Raw genomic sequence first — 16,971 nt, 5'->3', positions numbered from 1 at the left:
GTGGGCGAGGGTAAGGAGCCTACAGCGTCTCTTGCTTGTGCCCGCAATTCTTGCAGGCGAACTTGACGCGGCTCTGGCCTTTTTCCGCCTGGACCCGGTTTGGCGCGCCGCATTTACCGCAGACCGCCTCGATGCGGGTGGAGCCCTGCTTCACGACGATGGTCTTCTTTTCCATCGATTCGCGGATCAGGCGCTCGGCCTCTTCGCGCAGGGATTGTTTCGACAAAGCTCGTCTCCGCCACTGAAAGCGCGAGAGCCATATCGCACTTGGGTTCGAATCTCAATGCGTGATGAACTCGTAATCCAATGAAGATGTCATTCCGGGGCGATGCGCAGCGTCGAACCCGGAATCTCGAGATTCCGGGTTCGGTCCTACGGACCGCCCCGGAATGACAGCGTGTGTGACCTCAGACCTCGACAATCACATAGCTGTCTTCGACGTGCACCGGGAACGTCTCGGCGACATAGGGCCCCTTCTGCAATTCGTCGCCGCGTTCCACCGCAACCGGATATGACCGGATCTTGAACCGTTTCGAGTCGAACCAGGACTGGCCGTTGCGCATGTCGAACTCCCAGCCGTGCCATGGACAGCGCAGCATCTCGCCGACGCGCGAACGCTCATAGACGCCCGGCTCGGGCGAGGTGAGCCGTGCGACGCAAGCTGCTTTCTCCAGCGGCGCGCCCTCGTGCGGGCAGCGGTTCAGGAGCGCGAAGAACTCGCCATTGACATGGAACACGACGATATCGCGGCCGGCGATGTCGACGACCTTGTTGCCGCCGGGCGGGATCTCCGACGTCGACGCGACGATGTGACGGGCCATGTCTCTTCAGAAACCTCTCTTCAGAAACCCTTTGCTCAGAATTTGTAGACCGCGCGGGCATTGGTGCTGAAGATCTTCTTCCGCTCGGCCTCGGTCAGTGGCGTCTTGAAGGCGAAGCGCGGATCATCGAAATCCCAGTGCGGATAGTCCGAGGAGAACAGCAACCGGTTGATGCCGACCCATTCGATCAGCGCGCGCAGATGCCGCGCCTCGTCGGGTTCGTCGATCGGCTGGGTCGTGAACCAGAAGTTTTCGCGCACATATTCCGACGGCTTGCGCTTGAGATGCGGCACCTCGCTGCGGAAACGCTCAAAGTGCTGGTCCATGCGCCACACCGCGGACGGGATCCAGCCGAAGCCGCCCTCGATGAAGACGATCTTCAGCTTTGGAAACCGCTCCGGCACGCCCTCGATGACGAGGCTGGCGAGCTGCGCCGCGATGGTGTGGGCGTTGGACTGATGCTCTTCGACATAATAGGAGGGCCAGCCGCCGCCGGTCGGCGCGTGGCCGCCATAGCCGCCGACATGGATGCCGAGCGGCAGGTCGAGCGCCTGGGCGCGCTCGTAGATCGGCCAGTAGCGGCGACGGCCGAGCGGCTCGTTGGCACGCGGCGAGACGTTGATCTGGATGTATTCGCCTGTCTTCGCACAGCGCTCGATCTCGGCAATCGCGAGATCAACGCCGTCCTGCCCGACCAGGATCGAAGCCTTCAGGCGCGGGTCGCGATGCGACCAGAATGCCAGCTGCCAATCATTGATGGCGCGCTGGATCGCGGCGCCGAACTCGAGGTTCTGCTGCGAGAAGATGAAGAGATCTAGCACCTGCAGAATGCCGAACTCGACATCGAGCGGATCGAGATGCTGCTTCTGCATGAAGGCGAGATCGGAGCCGGGCGGCCCGCCGGTCGGCGGCCAGGCATCACGCCGCGCGATCAGGGGAGAGGAGCGCGGATAGGGCGTGGTGAACAGATAAGGCGTGCGCAGATGGCTGCCATATTCCTTCAGATGCTGCTGCCAGCGCCTCGGCAGGAACTCGTTGAGATCGTCGTGAGAGCGCAGGCTCGGATGCACGTCGCAATCGACGATGCGCAAGCGTGACGCGGCAGGCTTCTCGTCGTCGCGCAACGGACGGTCGATGACTTCACTCATACGGACCTCCAGAGTTAGTTGAGTGACAACCGCGGAAACGTCTCCAGCGGATTGTCGATGCACATCTTGTCGATGATGCTCTTCGGCAGGTTCGGCGGGATCGGATCATCACCGTCGAACTGCCAGTGCGGATAGTCGGATGCGAACAGGAACATCTTTTCGGAGCCGATCTGGTCGATAATCTCCTCGACGCTTTTGGCGTCGGCGGGCGCATCGAATGGCTGCATGGTGACGCGGAAATTATCGCGGATGATCGATGCAGGTTCGCGCTCGACCCAGGGCACCTCGACGCGCACGCCGCGCCAGGTCTTGTTGGCGCGCCACATGAAGGCCGGCAGCCAGCTCACGCCCGATTCCATCAGGACGACCTTCAGGTTCGGAAACTTGCCGAATACGCCCTCATAGATCAGGCTCAGGATCTGCGCCTGGAAGGCCTGCGCCTCGACGAAGTAATATTCATAGCGGTGCGAGGGCCAGCCGGCCGAACTCGGCGCCTGACGATACTGCGTGCCCGCATGAATCGCGAGCGGCAGCTTGTATTTCTCCGCGAGCTGATAGACCGGCCAGAAATGCCGGCGGCCCAGCAGCGTCTCGCCCTGCGCCAGCACCAGGATGGAGACGAACCTGGCGTCGCCGGCACGGCGTTCGATCTCCTCGATCGCCAGATCAGGCGCCTGCATCGGCACCACGATGGACGCGCGCAGGCGCGGGTCACGCGACAACCATTCAGCGGCGATCCAGTCGTTGATCGCCTTGCAGAAGTCCGCGGCCATATAGGAATCGAATACGGCCTGAGCGCCATAGAGCACATTGAGGATGGCGTGGCTCGCGCCAAGCTGGTCGAACGCGCCCTTCTGCACCATGGCGAGGTCGGAGCCCGGCTTGGCGCCATTGGCCGGCCGCCAGTCGGCGCGGCCTGACAGCGGCATGCTTGGCGGATAGGAGGTGAGGTCGAGGCCGTCGATGGCGCGGCTCACCACCTGCTCTTTCCAGTGATCGTTCAGATAGGGCAGCAGCGTCGTGCGCGTCCCTCCGACCGCCGGGTGGATATCGCAGTCGATCCGCGTCACCGCCATGGATGCTTCCTCGGGCAATCTCTATTGGCGGCATTCTCCGCACCGCTTGCGCAGAGTGCGCCGGCCTGTGCCACGGCGCAAGGCCGCAAACCCGCGCGATCCGTCATGGCTCGGTTGCATTTCGCAGGCGCGATATGGCGTCAGGCCGTCATGATCAACATGCGCTGCACCAGCGCGATCGCAGTCTCGGTGGCAGGATCGGCCGACGTGACGGGAACCGCGAGCGCGAGGATGTCGACCGGGTCGGATGAGAGCACGACGAGATGTGTGGCGTTGGTCGCGGCGATCAGCGACACCAGCCGCTCCACCGCCGGATCATCGGGTGGATGATCCCACGGCGCGTCCCCGCGCCGCAACACGCGACGGCCGGCGAGACGATTGCGCAACAGGCGCGGATCGTAAGCTGCAAGATCTCTCTCGCGGTGGCGCCTCGCGCTCTCGAACAGCGGATGACGCAACAATTCGGCGATGAGCTCGTCGCGCGTAGTCGCCGGCGAGATCGCAACCGAGCTCAGCACACCCGGCGCGCGGGATTCGAGGAAAGATCGCAGGGTGTCGGTCATGAGGCCGATCGCCAGCACGCCCGACACGGCGATGGCGCAAAAGCGCACGGCCTGCGCAGCGTCGACGTCAGGGGCAACGAAGGCCGCCGCGAGGCCGAGCAGCGCCGAGCTTACCAGCCGAAGCACGGTGAGCAGCACCGCGTGCCAGCGCGCTTCACCACTGCTGCCGGCGATCAGCATGGCCGTGACCACGAGCAAGGCGCCGAGCGCGCCCAGCTTGACCGGCATATCGGGCATCAACGCAGCGAAATCGGTGACGTTGAAGGGCAGCACGATGATCGCGCCGATGGTCATACGGTCGATGGCGCGGTTCTCTGCGGCCATCAGCGACTGACGGTCGCGAGCAGCGAGCAGGAACGCGCAAGCCCCCAGCCCGCCGAGCTGAAACACCGCCAGCGCGGCAGCATAGGGCGTATCGAAATGCCCGAGCCCCAGGGCGCCGCCCAGGCCGAGCAGCACGGCGCCGAGGATCACCGCCAGCTTGAGGGCACGGGGCGCGTGCCGCCGCAGCAGGCCCTCGGTCACGATCAGCCCACCGAGGGGAATGGCGGCGGCGGGGATCACCGAGAGGTCGTCGAGCAGGCTGCTGCCGGTCAGCCACGCCGCGCTTCGCACCAGGAACAGCAGCGCGACGATACCGAGCGCGATGAGAAAACGTCGGGTCAATGGGCTCCGCGCATCGCGGCGATGGAGCGCGAGCATGGCGACGAGGAGCCCGATGACGCCGCAAACATTGACGATCGCATTGGCAATCACCGAGGACGTCATCGGGTGCGCTCCTGCCGGGGCCGCAGCGTGCCAAAAGACCTGTGATCGTCGAGCCAGTGCATGAGCGGCAGCACCAGCCGTTGCAATCCCAAAAACATAGAGGCGACGAACAGCCCGGGCAGCGAGCGATGCGGTACCTGTTCGAACAGGTAGGCACGCGCGGCGGCGAGGTCGATGCGACCGATCTGGAGGACATCGTCGCCACGTTCATAGTCCAGTTCGCGGGCGCAGAAGTCGGTGTAGTCGGGGTTGCGATGCTTCGGCGCCTCGTCAAAGGTCTTCTTCAGCGCGTCGGAGCCACCGGCATAGGCATCGGTGATGACGAAGCGGCTTTCATCGAAGCCGGCCTCAGCGCCGACGCCGAATGCGCTGCGATGCCAGCGCATGATGCCGCGCGCGAGCTGAAGATGGGCAAAGCTCTGCCGCGCTTCGGAGCGCGGCGACGGATAGACGCCGGAAAAGGTCTCGGTGACCATGCCGACCACTGACGGCACCTGGGTGACGTTGGAGATCCAGCGTGGGCGCAGGCCGTCGCGCAGGAACAAAACCAGCGTGGTCAGGCCGTACAGCACCCAGGACAGCCCCTGCCCGCGCGCATCCGGGTCGACCATCACGAGGCCGAGATGAGTGACGTCGACGGGGGTGCCGTCGAGCTCGACCTGCATCACCGACTGCGCGTTGAACGCGATCGGACGTCCGCTGTCCTCCTCGAAGATCAAGGTGACGATCGCGCGTGCAAGGCGCTCGCGCTCGCCGGAGAAGATGCCGTAGGTCAATTCATCCGCCGCCAGCGTCTTGGCTGCGACGATACGGAGCTGCGTGACCAGACGGTCGAGTTCGTCCTGCGGCAGCGACAGGCCGGGGCTCTCGACGATCCGCGTGACGTGGCCGGGATGGGTGCGCAAGGAAAGGTCGATGGCCGGTTGGGCGAAGGCCCTGAGCCAGAACAACACATAACCGCACAGCCGCCAGACGGCCTCACGCAGATGTCGCCAGCGTCGTTTGCTTCTCGCCTCTGCCATGCCCGCCTGCCACAATCGGGAGGGTTTTCGCGTAAGGCGATTAAGGAGCGATGATCGCCGTTTCGCGTGCCGGTTGCAGGGTAAAAGATCTCTTTCGGCTGCCGCTGCAAATGACTGGAAAGGCGCGAAAGCTGCGGATGCTCCGGCATCCGCCGCCCCGCTTCCCATGTTTCTCCGCTTACGCGGCTTTGGAGACCTCCATCAGCAGCCGCTCGGCCTTGGCGTCTTCGATCCGGTTCACGAGGCGGCTGCTCTCGTGGTTGTCACGCACGGTCTTGGTCAGGGTGACGCAGGTCTGGATCAGCATCACGATGCCCATGGTGAGATAACCCTTCATCCAGAGATCGATCGGCAGGAAGAAGACGCCGAGGGCGACGAGGAAGGCGGAGGCTGCGAAGGACGCGTAAGTGAAGGTCACCCAGGCGCCGCTGTGGGGTTGGCCGTTCTGGTTCATGGTCGTCTCCTGTTGGTTCTGATGATGAGTGAGTTTGAGATCAGGCGGTCGGGGTGCGCTTGGCTTTCAGCCGCGCCAGCACGTCGTCCGCGGTTGTCTTGAGGCGGGGGCCAAAGCCCTGCTCGGCGAGTTTCTCGGCGGTTGCGAGCGGGCCGGTGGCCGCATCGAGCTCGACCATCGCGTCATCGGCGGCCTGGGCTTCGATCTGCCGCTCGCGCAGACGCCGCAAAGTGCTCTCGGCCTCGGGCAGCGTAGACTCGTAAGGGCGCGCCGCCTCGATGCCGCTGCGACGGAGCGAGCGCACCGCTTCGGAAGCTCGCGCGACACGGCGGCCGCGATCAAGCTCAGTGATACGGGCCTGCGCGCTCGCGACATGGCGCTTCAACCGGGCGATCTCGGTTGCGAACAACGCCCTCGCCGTCAACGCCGCGTCACGGTCAGCCTCGAGGCCAGCGATGGCTTCAGCGGCTTCCTTGGGGAGATCGTCGCGGCCACCATCCAGAGCTGCGACCGCGCGCGTCTCGAGATCCGCGATCCGGGCGACAGTGGTTTCGAGCTTGCGGCCCTCCTGCTGGTCCTGGGCGATCGCCAGCGCCAGCGTTCGCTTACTGCGCTCGACGGCCGCGGCGGCATCGCGCATCTGCTGGTCGAGGATCAGCAGGGCCGCGCGGTCCTCCAGCTCCTCGCCGGCGGCGGCCACGCTGCCGCGGAAAAGTGTAACGACGGTCTTGAACATTGCTTGCTCCCTGTTATGAGCATTGCTCACTGATGCTTTGTAGCATATCTTGAGCGTCGCTCAAGATAAACTTGAGCAATGCTCACACTATCGGTTAACAAATGTCTAAAGCACTGGAACGTCGAGAGAAATTACGAGCCGACCTGATCCTGGCGGCGGAGCGGATGATTTCGGACCGCGGATTGGCGGGCCTGAAAACCCGAGATCTCGCCCGCGAGATCGGCTGTGCCAACGGGGCGGTCTACAATCTCGTCGCCGACATGGACGAGCTGATCCTGCGGGTCGGCTCGCGCACGCTGCATCGACTGGACGATGCACTCGACGCCGCGGAGGGTGCCGGCGAGCCCTCGCCGCAGGAGCGGCTGGTCCGGATCGCGATCGCCTATTGCGATTTCGCCGCGGAAAATCTCGAGCTCTGGCGCGCGCTGTTCGAGCACCGTATGGAGGCCGACAAGATCGTGCCCGACTGGTCGGTTGACGATCAGATGCAGTTGTTCAAGCACATCTATGTGCCGCTCGCCGCGCTGTTTCCCAAACGAGGTGCGGAGGAGCTCGGCATCACCGCGCGCAGCCTGTTCTCGGCGGTGCACGGCATGGTGGCCCTCGGACTGGAGCAGAAGCTGGTCGCCGTGCCGCTACCGGCGCTGCGCAAGGAGATCGCGGGCCTCGTGCGCGCGACGATCGACGGAATGATCGCGCGGGCGGCGTAGAGGCCGGGAGAGCGAGGTGACTAAAATTTCGCCTGTCACATCGCGGCCGGTGTGCTTAGCTTCGCCGTCCTCCCCCCTCTCCTTTCGGAGTTCCCATGTCCCTCCTCATCCGCGGCGGCACCGTCGTCAATCATGATCATTCGCGCCGTGCGGACGTGCTGATCGAGGGCGACAGCATCGTCGCGATCGGCGCATCGATTGCAGCGCCGACGGGCGCGGAGATCATCGACGCCGGCGGCGCCTATGTCATTCCCGGTGGCATCGACCCCCACACCCATCTCGAAATGCCGTTCATGGGCACCGTCACCGCCGACGATTTCGAATCCGGCACGAAAGCGGCGCTGACCGGTGGCACCACCATGGTGGTGGATTTCTGCCTGCCAGATCCCGGCCAGTCGATGCTCGCGGCCTATCAGGAATGGCCGCACAAATCCGAGAAGGCGGCTTCCGACTACGGCTTCCACATGGCTGTGACGTCGTGGTCGAAGCAGATCTATGACGAGATGGAGACCGTGGTCAAAACCTACGGCATCAACACCTTCAAGCACTTCATGGCCTACAAGGGCGCGCTGATGGTGAACGACGACGAGCTCTACAACTCGTTCGCGCGCTGCGCCCATCTCGGCGCGATGCCGGTCGTGCATGCAGAGAACGGCGATGTCGTTGCGCTGATGCAGGAGGCGCTGATCGCGCGCGGCGTCACGGGCCCGGAAGGGCATGCCTATTCACGGCCGCCGGAAGTCGAAGGCGAAGCCACCAACCGCGCCATCATGATCGCCGACATGACGGGCACACCTGTCTATATCGTGCACACCAGCTGCCGCGAGGCGCATGAGGCGATTGCACGCGCGCGGGCCGCAGGCAAGCGCGTCTATGGCGAGCCGCTGATCCAGCATCTGCTGCTCGATGAGCGCGAATATCAGAACCAGAACTGGGATCATTCCGCGCAGCGCGTGATGTCGCCGCCGTTCCGCGACAAGTCGCATCAGGACAGCTTGTGGGCGGGTTTGCAGTCCGGCTCGCTGCAAGTGGTCGCGACCGACCATTGTGCATTCACCACGGAGCAAAAGCGGTTCGGCCTCGACGACTTCAGGAAGATCCCGAACGGCACAGGCGGCCTCGAAGATCGCCTGGCGCTGCTATGGACCGCAGGCGTTGCCACAGGCCGTCTGACCAAGGAGGAGTTCGTCGCGGTGACCTCGGCGAACATCGCCCGCATCCTCAACATCTATCCGCGCAAGGGCGCGGTCGCCGTCGGCTCGGATGCCGATCTCGTGATCTGGGATCCGAAGGCAACCAAGACCATCAGCGCGAAGCGGCAGATGAGCCGGATCGACTACAACGTGTTCGAAGGCTTTGCCTGCACCGGCACCGCAGCCGCGACGCTCTCGCGGGGCCGCATCGTGTGGAAGGATGGCGATCTGCGTGCCGAGACGGGCGATGGGCATTATGTCGAGCGTCCAGCCTTCTCGCCGGTGCATGTGGCGAACTCGACCTGGAAAGAGCTGACCGCCCCGCGCGCCGTCAGCCGCGGAGCGGTGACGCCGTAAGGGCTAGGCCGCCTTGTTCGCGCGCAGCCGCTCGAGCACCGGCAGCAGCTCGGACGGATCGGGACGGTGTGTGTAGTCCGGATTCACTTCAGCGTAGGCGATGATGCCGTCGCGGCCGATGACGTAGCGCGCGGGCATCGGCAGCACCCAGGCCGGGTCGTCGTTGAAAGCAGGCAAATCGTTTTTGAAGGACTTGTAGAGCGAGACGAGATCCGCAGTTAGCGCGAAGCGGATACCGAAGGCGTCGGCGATTTCGCTCCTGACGTCGCTCAGGATCGGGAACGACAGCTTGTTGTCCCGTTCGGACTTGCGGCTGTTCGGCGCGGTTTGCGGCGAGATCGCGACGAGGTTGCCACCGCGCGCCGCAATCTCCGGCAGCGCCTCCTGAAGCGCCTGGAGCTCGAGGTTACAGTAAGGACACCAGACGCCGCGATAGAAGGACACGACCAGTGGCCCTTTCGCGAGCAGATCGCGCGAGGAGACGGGCTTGCCGTCGGGGTCCTTCAGGATGAAATCCGGCGCCGCCTCGCCGGCCTTCTTGGCGCGCTGTGCCTGGCCGCTCGCGATCAGGTCCGCGGTCGCGCGATGCATCGTGTTCAGCGCCTCCTTGGTCGGCTTGAGGGGAAAGCGGCCGCCTTCGAAGTCGGCTTTGAGGGCATCGAGTTTGTCTTGCAGGGCCATGAGAAGCTCCATCGGTTGCTGTTGGCTCGCCCTATCTGGATCATTTGCTGCTGAAGGGGTATATCGCCTCGATGAAGAACATTTATTTGGGATTCAAATGAGTGATCGTCTTCAGGAATTGGCCGTCTTCGTTCGGGCGGCCGAGAGCGGCAGCTTTTCCAAGGCCGCCCGTGAGCTCGGTCTGTCGCAACCCTCGGTGTCCCGCATCATCGGCGAACTGGAAACGCGGCTCGGTGTCAAGCTGCTGTTGCGGACCACGCGGCGAATCACCGTCACCGACGCCGGAGCGCTGTTCCTGACGCGTGCGCGCGACCTGCTGGCCGACATCGAGGATGCCGAGAACGCTGCCCGAGGCGTTGACTCCCTGCGCGGCACGTTGCGCATCACCATGCCGATCGTCTACGGCACCAGGCACATCATTCCGCGTCTGCCGAAATTCCTCGCGCGACATCCCCAGCTGCGCGTCGAAATGTCAGTGGCCGACGAACGGCACGACCTCGTTGCCGAAGGCACCGACGTTGCCATTCGCCTTGGCCCGCTCAACGATTCCGGATTCGGGGCGCGCAAACTCGCCACGCTGCCGCGCTTTCTCGTCGCCTCGCCGTCCTATCTCGCGACGCGCGGCACTCCGAAGACGCCGGCCGATCTCGCCTCGCACGACTGCATCTTCGGTCCTGGTCTGTTCGGCCGCACCACATGGTCGTTCAGCCGCAACGGCGCGGAGACCTCGGTCGACGTCCGCGGCCGTATCACCACCGATTCCGGCCCCGGCGTGTTCGCGAGCGTGCTGGCTGGGCTCGGCATTGCGATGACATCGCCTGTGATGGCCGGCCCCGAAATCGAAGCGGGCGCGCTGGTGCCGCTGTTGAAGGGCTACAAGCTCGCGCCGGTCGACGTCTACGCCGTCTTTCCGGCGGGTCCGCGCCCCTCGACCAAGGTCCGCGCGCTGGTCGACTTCCTGGCGGAGGCGTTGAAATAGACGCCGGCCGCCGCTTGCGGCACATTGAAGCGCTTATGGCCAGTTCGCAAAAGCTAGTTCTTTTCGACGACGCGGACAGCGCTTGACGCCTTTCGCGCCTGCTCGATCGGAAAGCCCCGTTCCAGCCGCGCCGCGCTTGCACGCAGCACAGCCGTATCGAGCTTGCCTTGCCGCGATCCGTCGAGCGCGCAGCCAAAGATCCGGTAGAATTGCGCGCCGTCATAGGCCACCAGCAGCAGATCGACGCCGGCGTTGATGGCCTCGACCACGGCCTTGCAGACGTCATGCTGATAGATCGCCCCCATCACGAGATCGTCGGTCATCACGATACCCTGATAGTTCCACTTCTCGCGGATGATGCCGTCGACGACGCGCTTCGAATGCGAGGCGGCGCGATCGCGATCGACGGCGGTGAGCGTGACATGGCCGACCATCAGCGCACTGTGCGACCGAGACAGCACCTCGCGGAACGGGAGCCAGTCGGTCGCTTCCAGCTCCCTGACCGGCGTACTGAGATTGGCGCTGAAATGATGCGTGTCCGTGCGCACGCGACCAATCCCCGGAAAATGCTTGAGCGTGGCACCGACGCCGGACTCTTCGAGGCCCCGCACGTAGGCGGTGGCGATCGTGCTGACAACGGCAGGATCGGTCGCAATCGCGCGCTGGCCGATCAGCGTGTGGAAGTCGAGGCGGTTGCGCCGCTGCGGCGGCTTGAGATCGAGCACGGGCGCGAGATTGAGGTTGACGCCGAGGCCGGCAAGCTCGCGGCCGTGAATGCGGCCGAACTCTTCTGCCTTGGCCTGCTGGTCGTCGGGCGCAAGCCCGGCGAGCGTCGCCAGCGCCGGCACTTTGGTCAGTGGGGGCGCGAGGTGTCCGACGATGCCGCCCTCCTGGTCTGCGGCGACGATCAATGGCGGCAGACCGGCGGCACGGCGCTTGTCCTGGAGCGCCGCGATCTCGGTACGCAGCGCATCGATCGATCGGCCACGGATGTTGTGCCGAGTAACGTAGACGCCGCCGATCAAGCCCTGCTCGGCAAGGCGCGCGACCTCGGGAAAAGAGGAATAGCCGACCATGAAGTGAGGTCCGAGCTGACGCGCCTCAGCCACCTCAGCTCTGAGCACGTCGTGCCTGCGCAACTCGAAGCTCAGATGCGCCACCGCCATCAGCATCGGCGGCAAGCACCACAACATGACAAGCAGCTTGCCGGGCAAGCGGCTCCAATGGCCCTTGCGCAGCAGGATGACGACGATCGCGATACTCGCGATAACAAGCGCGATGTTTCCACCGCCTCGCAGCGGGACCAGGTAAGGATCGTTCTTGTTTGCAGCCGCAAACGCGACGAGAGGTGCAGCACACCACAGCAAGAGGAGGCCGGTACGACGCAGGAATTGCATGATGCAAGACGTCCAAGCAGTGGCTGGTGATCCGCACCTATCAAAGCAATCTGCGTTGCGCGAGATGCAAAAACGCCTCTGCACGAAATCTGCAAAAGACTCCTGAAACCATGCAGACGTTGATCCCGGTTTCTGCACATGAGCCGTGCAGATTTCGTGCTGCCACCCATCACGAAAGGTGCTCCTGACATGACGAGCCTGGCTTCGACGATCGCGGCGGACCTCCGGCCGATCAGGCATTCCTCCATTCCAGCCAAGCTTGGTTGCGCGCTGGCACTGGCCGCGCTTGCCGACTGGTTGTTCTATGGCGATCGGATCGGACTGTCGCTGACGCTGTTTGCGATCGCAACGGTCCTGATGTCGATGCTCTTCAATTATGCTGTGCTGGACCTGCGTCGCGCCGCGATCGGCGCAGTCATTCTCGTCATTGGCCTGATGCTGGCAATCGAGGAGCTCAACACGCTGTCCTTCCTGATTCTCGTGATGGCGCTGGCCATTGCGCTGCTGCTTGCAACCAATCCGGAAGCGACCGGGCTCGCCGAGCGCGCCCGCGCGCTGCGCAATTTCTTTCTGTTCGGCCCGTTCAGGGTCTTCCTCGAAGCGCTGCAGGTTTTCAACGTCTCCGCATTTACCCGCGGCATCGCGCTTTGGCTGCTGCCGGCAGCGCTCGGCGCCGTCTTCGTCGCCCTGTTCGCCGCAGCCAATCCGGTGATCGAACAATGGGTGTCCTTGCTCAATCCGAATGTCATTCTTGAATATGTCAGCGCCCCGCGCGTGCTGTTCTGGGCCATGATGGTGGCGCTGGTCTGGCCATTCATCCACCTGCGCTGGCGGCGCAGGACGCCTGTCGTCACAGATGTCGCCGATGCGCCCGTTCCGCCGCCGCTACCGCTCGTGATCTCGGTCGAATTCCTCGGCGCCTCCACCATCCTGCGCTCGCTGATCCTGTTCAACCTGCTGTTCGCGGCGCAGTCCGTTCTCGATGGGCTCTATCTCTGGGGTCATGTGGCCTTGCCGGCCAACATGACTTATGCGGCTTACGCCCATCGCGGCGCCTATCCGCTGATCGCGACTGCGCTGCTCGCCGCCGCCTTCGTGCTGGTCGCGATGCGCCCAGGCGGACCAGCCGAGAAATCAAACGTGATCCGCCCGCTGGTCTATCTCTGGGTGGGGCAGAACGTGCTGCTGGTCGCCTCCTCCATCCTCCGCCTCGATCTCTACGTGGACATCTACATGCTGACCTATTGGCGAATCGCGGCGTTCATCTGGATGGGGCTGGTGGCGCTCGGGCTGGTCCTGATCGTCGCCCGCATCGCCCTCAACCGGTCTAACGGCTGGCTTGTCGGCGCCAATCTGATCGCGTTAACGATGGTTCTTTATACCTGCGCGCTGGTGAACTTCGATGCATTCATCGCCGACTATAATGTAGCCCATAGTCTGGAAATTTCCGGCAAGGGCAGGTCGATCGACGACTATTATCTGACGCAACTTGGACCACAGGCTCTGCCGGCAATCGCCAAGGTGATACCGCTTCGCTCCGACGCCAAGCTCGTCAATCTTGTCGGATGGCGCGATCAGCTTGTAGAAAAGCAGCGCCAGGACCTGACCTGGCGAGCATGGGGCTTTCGGAGCTGGAGACTGCAGCGTCGGCTGGATGCCGAGGCAACTGGCCGGTCCAGCAGTCAGCCGGCAGGGTGAGCGGAGAGATCGTTGGCGCATCGCATTCTCATCGTCGACGACGAGGGCCACATCCGCGAAGTCATCCGCGTTGCGCTGAAGAAAGCGGGCATGGACGTGATCGAGGCCCGCGACGGCAAGGAGGCGCTTCTCCGTTTTGCGGCGGACAAGCCCGATCTGATCGTGCTCGACATCGGTATGCCGGAGTTCGACGGCCTCGATGTTTGCCGCGAGATCCGCAAAGGCTCCGACGTGCCGATCCTGTTCCTGTCGGCACGCGACGAGGAGATCGACCGCATCCTCGGCCTCGAGATCGGCGGCGACGACTACGTCACAAAACCGTTCAGCCCGCGCGAGCTCGTGGCGCGGGTCAACGTCATCCTGCGCCGGCTCGCGCCTCGCAATGGCGAGACCAAGGCCGGTCCGAGCGCGCTGTCGCAAGGCGGCCTGCTGATCGATCCGGAACAACATGTCGCGATCTTTGCCGGCTCGCCGCTGAAGCTGACCGCGATCGAGTTCGGCATCTTGCGCGCATTCCTGACCCGGCCGACCTCGGTGTTCAACCGCGAGCAATTGATGCGCGCGGCCTATCAGCTCAACATCCAGGTCTCCGATCGCACCATCGACAGCCACATCCGCAACATCCGCGCCAAGCTCGCGGCGCTGGCTTGCGACAACGTAATCGAGACCATCCACGGCGTCGGCTTCAAGCTCGGCCGCTGCGAGAAAGAGGCATGAGCGTTCCGCCTGACAAATGGCGGCCGTCGCTGGGGCTCGTGATCTTCGCGGTGCTCGCGACCGTCGCCGTGCTGCCGCTGGTCGGCCTGTTCTTCTTCCGCCTCTACGACAACCAGCTGATCCGCCAGACCCAGGCCGAGCTGATCGCGCAGAGCCGCGTGCTGGCGACGATCTATGCCCAGGAGGTCACAGCACGGCTCGACAGCGGCCTGACGCTCGGCGCCGAGGTGCCGCCGGACGTGCTGCCCGATCCCGGCGACCAGTTCACGCCGATCCGGCCCGCGCTCGATCTCACCGCCAATGATCTGTTGCGCCGGAGGCCGGACGCGCTGCCCGCGTCGCAGCCGGCGCAGCAGGCTTACGTCGAGATCGGCGCAAAGCTGACACCGATCATCCGCGAGACGCAGAAGGTGACTCTGGCAGGGTTTCGCATCCTCGATCCGCAAGGCGTGGTGATCGCCGGGCGGCAGGAGGTCGGGCAGTCGCTCGTCCATATCGAGGAAGTGTCGGACGCGCTGCACGGTCAGTACCGCGCGACTTTGCGTAACCGCGTGCCCGACAAGCCGCCGCCGCCAATCTATTCCTTCAGCCGCGGGCTGGGCGTGCACGTGTTCTCGGCGATGCCTGTCATCGTCAACAACCGCGTTGCCGGGGTGATCTACACCACGCGGACGCCGAACAACATCTTTGACCTTCTCTACCAGGAGCGGGTCAAGTTCGTGCTGGCGGGGCTCGCGGTAATCCTCGGCACCATCGCAATCGGCCTGGTGTTCTCGCGCACCATCACGCTGCCGATGCGCGAGCTGATCGATCGTGCCTCCAGAATCGGCCGCGGTGACCGCGAGGCGTTCGAGCCGCTCCGGCACTACGGCACGCGCGAGTTCGCCCAGCTCTCGCAGAGTTTCCTCGGCATGGCCGAGCAACTCGCGCGGCGCTCCGACTATATCGCGACATTCTCGGCTCATCTCACCCACGAGCTGAAATCGCCGCTGACCTCGATCAAGGGCGCGGCCGAGCTGCTGCAGGATTCGTTTCAGGACAAGGGCCTGACCTCATCGGAGCAGCGAACCTTCATTGCCAACATCCTCTCCGACACCCAACGGCTGGAGGCGATGGCGCAGCGGCTGCGGGAGCTCGCGCGTGCCGAAAGCCTGCCGCAGAACGAGCGCACCGAGCTCGCGCCCGTGATCGCCGACCTCAGGAGCCGGTTTCCGGAAAGCGCCATCGAGGCCAGCGGCAGTCTCGACCGGCCGATCGGCATGTCCGGCGAGAAGGCGCTGATCGTGCTGTCGCACCTCGCCGACAACGCGATGCGGCATAAAGCCGGGACAATTAGGCTGGAGGCGCTGGACGAACGGACGACGTTGCGGCTGACGGTCAGCAATGACGGCGAGCCGATCTCGGCGCCGAATCGCGACAGGATCTTTGACGCGTTCTTCACGACCCGCCGCGATCAGGGCGGTACCGGCATGGGGCTTGCGATCGCGCGCGCGGTGATGGCGAGCCATGGCGGCTCGATCAGGCTCAAGCCGACCGACGACGGCGTCGCCTTCGAACTTCAGTTTCCCACGGCCTAGATCGCAAACACCCAGGCGGCGACGATGGTGCCGATGGTGACGAGACCGGCGATGGTCCAGCCGGCGGCGTATTCCAGCTCAGGGTGACCGGTCGCCCGCATGATCTCTGCCGGATCGGCGGTATGCTTATCTGCCATGACAGCCTCGCACGTTTGTCCGCGTGTCATGGATAAGTCGCACCAGCTGCGATTAGGTTCCATCACGGACGCGCGAATGGCAAAAAAGTCGAAAACAACCCCATGCAAAGTAGAGCGACCTGGCCGAGACGAGCCTGCGTCGCGCTCCCCAACCATTTGAGCTGACGCGGCAAAACTACCAATTCGCGCGACCGCCACGCATCCGGCATCTTGCACAGCAAAATCCGATAGCGTGCTAGACTGGATGCACGCAGCTGCAAAGGGCTGGAGCAAGGGCAGGAGAGAAGCATGGCCGATGACAAGACCAAGCGGGGCGGAGCGGACCGCAAGCTGATTGCGCTCACCGAGAGATATGAAGTCGCCTACTGGTCGAAGAAATTCAAGGTGACCCCGGCCAAGCTGAAATATGCCGTCAAGAAGGTCGGCCACTCCGCCGGCAAGGTCGAAGAGTACATCAAGCTCCAGAAGCACCGCGCCGCCGACAAGAAGCGGATCGCGCTCGGCGAAGCCTACGAAGTCCGCTACTGGTCGAAGAAGTTCAAGATCACACCGGCCAGGTTGAAAGCCGCCGTCGCCGCCGCCGGTCATTCCTCCAGGAAGGTCGAGGCCTATCTGACCGCCCAGAAGGCGGCGAAGAAGAAGGCGGCCAAGAAGAAAGCTGCGAAGAAGACGACGAAGCGGAAGAAGGCCAGCTAGAGCTTCTTCCCTTACCTCTCATCCAGCCAGACGCATCAGCCGGCGTGCATCGCGTTCTCGTGCACGCGCTGCGATTGCGATGAGCCAACTACGTCAGATCAGTTGGCGCATCGATGCGTCGTGCCTGCGATAATCTGACGCAATCGTGAGACGGGCATCACGCGATCGTCTTTGCCGTATCATCGCTCCGCTGTTAGGATGCATTCCGTCAAATTACTATTTTAAGTTTGGCATATTTTTC

18 protein-coding genes are annotated in these 16,971 nt (G+C 63.9%); 7 read left to right on the top strand and 11 right to left on the bottom strand.

Annotated features, from left to right (window positions below):
- Window positions 1-19 precede the first annotated feature (19 nt).
- The 8 genes from Q0687_RS35320 to Q0687_RS35285 form a co-directional block, all read right to left on the bottom strand.
- Entirely contained in the window at window positions 20-226 is a 207-nt protein-coding gene (locus tag Q0687_RS35320; RefSeq protein ID WP_212327255.1) for a hypothetical protein, read from the bottom strand.
- 181 nt (window positions 227-407) lie between these two features.
- Complete coding sequence (locus Q0687_RS35315; protein WP_298887567.1) at window positions 408-821, bottom strand: Rieske (2Fe-2S) protein; 414 nt, start codon at window positions 819-821, stop codon at window positions 408-410.
- A 35-nt stretch (window positions 822-856) separates the two neighbouring features.
- On the bottom strand, window positions 857-1,969 hold the full coding sequence (locus Q0687_RS35310) for an amidohydrolase family protein (RefSeq protein ID WP_298887566.1): 1,113 nt from the start codon (window positions 1,967-1,969) through the stop codon (window positions 857-859).
- Between the two features lie 14 nt (window positions 1,970-1,983).
- Window positions 1,984-3,045 carry an amidohydrolase family protein gene (locus Q0687_RS35305; protein WP_298887564.1) on the bottom strand — a complete coding sequence of 354 codons (1,062 nt, stop codon included), beginning with the start codon at window positions 3,043-3,045 and terminating at the stop codon, window positions 1,984-1,986.
- Window positions 3,046-3,185: 140 nt separating this feature from the next.
- Window positions 3,186-4,376 carry a hypothetical protein gene (locus Q0687_RS35300; RefSeq protein WP_298887562.1) on the bottom strand — a complete coding sequence of 397 codons (1,191 nt, stop codon included), beginning with the start codon at window positions 4,374-4,376 and terminating at the stop codon, window positions 3,186-3,188.
- Window positions 4,373-5,398: a hypothetical protein gene (locus tag Q0687_RS35295; RefSeq protein WP_298887561.1), complete on the bottom strand. Its 1,026-nt coding sequence runs from the start codon at window positions 5,396-5,398 to the stop codon at window positions 4,373-4,375. The genes Q0687_RS35300 and Q0687_RS35295 overlap by 4 nt, the downstream gene beginning before the upstream one ends.
- Before the next feature lie 178 nt (window positions 5,399-5,576).
- Window positions 5,577-5,852, bottom strand: coding sequence for a YiaA/YiaB family inner membrane protein (locus Q0687_RS35290; protein WP_128954061.1), 276 nt, complete (start codon window positions 5,850-5,852; stop codon window positions 5,577-5,579).
- 40 nt (window positions 5,853-5,892) lie between these two features.
- Window positions 5,893-6,588 carry a PspA/IM30 family protein gene (locus Q0687_RS35285; RefSeq protein WP_298887558.1) on the bottom strand — a complete coding sequence of 232 codons (696 nt, stop codon included), beginning with the start codon at window positions 6,586-6,588 and terminating at the stop codon, window positions 5,893-5,895.
- 101 nt (window positions 6,589-6,689) lie between these two features.
- On the opposite strand from Q0687_RS35285, the gene Q0687_RS35280 reads away from it, so the two are divergent.
- Complete coding sequence (locus tag Q0687_RS35280; protein ID WP_298887556.1) at window positions 6,690-7,298, top strand: TetR/AcrR family transcriptional regulator; 609 nt, start codon at window positions 6,690-6,692, stop codon at window positions 7,296-7,298.
- 95 nt (window positions 7,299-7,393) lie between these two features.
- Window positions 7,394-8,848, top strand: a complete 1,455-nt coding sequence (gene hydA, locus Q0687_RS35275) for a dihydropyrimidinase (protein ID WP_298887555.1) — start codon at window positions 7,394-7,396, stop codon at window positions 8,846-8,848.
- A gap of 3 nt (window positions 8,849-8,851) precedes the next feature.
- Here the strand turns inward: hydA and Q0687_RS35270 are convergent, their stop codons facing one another.
- On the bottom strand, window positions 8,852-9,529 hold the full coding sequence (locus tag Q0687_RS35270) for a peroxiredoxin-like family protein (RefSeq protein WP_298887553.1): 678 nt from the start codon (window positions 9,527-9,529) through the stop codon (window positions 8,852-8,854).
- A gap of 97 nt (window positions 9,530-9,626) precedes the next feature.
- Between Q0687_RS35270 and Q0687_RS35265 the strand changes: the two genes are divergently transcribed.
- Complete coding sequence (locus Q0687_RS35265) at window positions 9,627-10,508, top strand: LysR family transcriptional regulator (protein ID WP_298887551.1); 882 nt, start codon at window positions 9,627-9,629, stop codon at window positions 10,506-10,508.
- 53 nt (window positions 10,509-10,561) lie between these two features.
- Here the strand turns inward: Q0687_RS35265 and Q0687_RS35260 are convergent, their stop codons facing one another.
- Entirely contained in the window at window positions 10,562-11,905 is a 1,344-nt protein-coding gene (locus Q0687_RS35260; protein ID WP_298887548.1) for a glycoside hydrolase family 3 N-terminal domain-containing protein, read from the bottom strand.
- A 189-nt stretch (window positions 11,906-12,094) separates the two neighbouring features.
- Between Q0687_RS35260 and Q0687_RS35255 the strand changes: the two genes are divergently transcribed.
- From Q0687_RS35255 to Q0687_RS35245, 3 genes are read left to right on the top strand one after another with little or no spacing between them, the layout of a single operon-like run.
- Window positions 12,095-13,603, top strand: coding sequence for a DUF4173 domain-containing protein (locus Q0687_RS35255; RefSeq protein WP_298887545.1), 1,509 nt, complete (start codon window positions 12,095-12,097; stop codon window positions 13,601-13,603).
- Between the two features lie 12 nt (window positions 13,604-13,615).
- The gene (locus tag Q0687_RS35250) at window positions 13,616-14,320 is read left to right on the top strand and encodes a response regulator transcription factor (RefSeq protein ID WP_298887543.1); all 705 of its coding nucleotides are present in this window, start codon (window positions 13,616-13,618) and stop codon (window positions 14,318-14,320) included.
- A complete protein-coding gene (locus Q0687_RS35245; RefSeq protein WP_298887540.1) occupies window positions 14,317-15,897 on the top strand; it encodes an ATP-binding protein in 1,581 nt (526 codons plus the stop codon). The genes Q0687_RS35250 and Q0687_RS35245 overlap by 4 nt, the downstream gene beginning before the upstream one ends.
- Here Q0687_RS35245 and Q0687_RS35240 read toward each other — a convergent pair.
- Window positions 15,894-16,034 (bottom strand): hypothetical protein, encoded by a 141-nt coding sequence (locus Q0687_RS35240; protein ID WP_167353997.1) that lies wholly within the window; start codon window positions 16,032-16,034, stop codon window positions 15,894-15,896. The genes Q0687_RS35245 and Q0687_RS35240 overlap by 4 nt on opposite strands.
- Window positions 16,035-16,322: 288 nt before the next feature.
- Here Q0687_RS35240 and Q0687_RS35235 point away from each other — a divergent pair, with 288 nt between their 5' ends.
- Window positions 16,323-16,730, top strand: coding sequence for a DUF3606 domain-containing protein (locus Q0687_RS35235; RefSeq protein ID WP_298887530.1), 408 nt, complete (start codon window positions 16,323-16,325; stop codon window positions 16,728-16,730).
- The last annotated feature ends 241 nt before the right edge of the window (window positions 16,731-16,971 follow it).

Origin of the sequence: uncultured Bradyrhizobium sp., assembly GCF_936928535.1 — a bacterium.
In the GTDB taxonomy this organism is placed as follows: Bacteria; Pseudomonadota; Alphaproteobacteria; order Rhizobiales; family Xanthobacteraceae; genus Bradyrhizobium.
Note: the sequence above shows the minus strand (reverse complement) of the source record. Positions and strands in the feature narration are given on the sequence as shown.

Excerpts from the sequence above, each read along its gene's own strand:
- Q0687_RS35240 (WP_167353997.1), bottom strand. The coding sequence starts at position 16,034 with ATGGCAGATAAGCATACCGCCGATCCGGCAGAGATCATGCGGGCGACC.
- Q0687_RS35255 (WP_298887545.1), top strand. The coding sequence starts at position 12,095 with ATGACGAGCCTGGCTTCGACGATCGCGGCGGACCTCCGGCCGATCAGG.
- Q0687_RS35315 (WP_298887567.1), bottom strand. The coding sequence starts at position 821 with ATGGCCCGTCACATCGTCGCGTCGACGTCGGAGATCCCGCCCGGCGGC.
- hydA (WP_298887555.1), top strand. The coding sequence starts at position 7,394 with ATGTCCCTCCTCATCCGCGGCGGCACCGTCGTCAATCATGATCATTCG.
- Q0687_RS35270 (WP_298887553.1), bottom strand. The coding sequence starts at position 9,529 with ATGGCCCTGCAAGACAAACTCGATGCCCTCAAAGCCGACTTCGAAGGC.
- Q0687_RS35295 (WP_298887561.1), bottom strand. The coding sequence starts at position 5,398 with ATGGCAGAGGCGAGAAGCAAACGACGCTGGCGACATCTGCGTGAGGCC.
- Q0687_RS35280 (WP_298887556.1), top strand. The coding sequence starts at position 6,690 with ATGTCTAAAGCACTGGAACGTCGAGAGAAATTACGAGCCGACCTGATC.
- Q0687_RS35305 (WP_298887564.1), bottom strand. The coding sequence starts at position 3,045 with ATGGCGGTGACGCGGATCGACTGCGATATCCACCCGGCGGTCGGAGGG.
- Q0687_RS35265 (WP_298887551.1), top strand. The coding sequence starts at position 9,627 with ATGAGTGATCGTCTTCAGGAATTGGCCGTCTTCGTTCGGGCGGCCGAG.
- Q0687_RS35235 (WP_298887530.1), top strand. The coding sequence starts at position 16,323 with ATGGCCGATGACAAGACCAAGCGGGGCGGAGCGGACCGCAAGCTGATT.
- Q0687_RS35300 (WP_298887562.1), bottom strand. The coding sequence starts at position 4,376 with ATGACGTCCTCGGTGATTGCCAATGCGATCGTCAATGTTTGCGGCGTC.
- Q0687_RS35245 (WP_298887540.1), top strand. The coding sequence starts at position 14,317 with ATGAGCGTTCCGCCTGACAAATGGCGGCCGTCGCTGGGGCTCGTGATC.
- Q0687_RS35285 (WP_298887558.1), bottom strand. The coding sequence starts at position 6,588 with ATGTTCAAGACCGTCGTTACACTTTTCCGCGGCAGCGTGGCCGCCGCC.
- Q0687_RS35290 (WP_128954061.1), bottom strand. The coding sequence starts at position 5,852 with ATGAACCAGAACGGCCAACCCCACAGCGGCGCCTGGGTGACCTTCACT.
- Q0687_RS35260 (WP_298887548.1), bottom strand. The coding sequence starts at position 11,905 with ATGCAATTCCTGCGTCGTACCGGCCTCCTCTTGCTGTGGTGTGCTGCA.
- Q0687_RS35310 (WP_298887566.1), bottom strand. The coding sequence starts at position 1,969 with ATGAGTGAAGTCATCGACCGTCCGTTGCGCGACGACGAGAAGCCTGCC.